The organism is Corallococcus sp. CA053C (genome assembly GCF_003611675.1).
GTDB lineage: Bacteria > Myxococcota > Myxococcia > Myxococcales > Myxococcaceae > Corallococcus.
On record NZ_RAWA01000932.1, the window covers coordinates 1 to 383 of the forward strand.

The following is a 383-nucleotide window of genomic DNA, read 5'->3' on the forward strand; positions in this document are numbered from 1 at the left end:
CACCTGCACTGAGAACAAGCGATCTGCTGATCTGCCAGAAGATGGACATGAATGTCCACGGCAAGCCTGATGGCCTGCCGCTCTTCCGGGAATGTTTGGCGCCGGGAACCTCAATCTCGCACCGCGTGGTGGTCGACACCAGTCCCACCGCTCGCGGCGGCTGGCGTGAGGGCGAGCGGTTCCTTGAAACGCTGGCCGAGACAGCCGCGTCCGTGAATCAGGCGCGTTACGCGGAGTACAGAGCCATGTACCCTGGCGTGAACGCGATAGTTGGCCCAATTGTCTATCTGGGCGGCGGAGCCGGCTATCGGAGCAAGACCTTTGTCACCGACCAAGACGACATGGCGAAGGTGCTCGACGCCCAGTTCGGGAAGGTAGTCAAG

General features: G+C 61.6%; 1 protein-coding gene. It reads left to right on the forward strand.

Annotated features, from left to right (window positions below):
- Positions 1-8: 8 nt before the first annotated feature.
- Positions 9-383 (forward strand): type III-A CRISPR-associated RAMP protein Csm5 (gene csm5 / locus D7V97_RS43940; protein ID WP_255424887.1); only part of this gene is annotated, 375 nt, incomplete at its 3' end.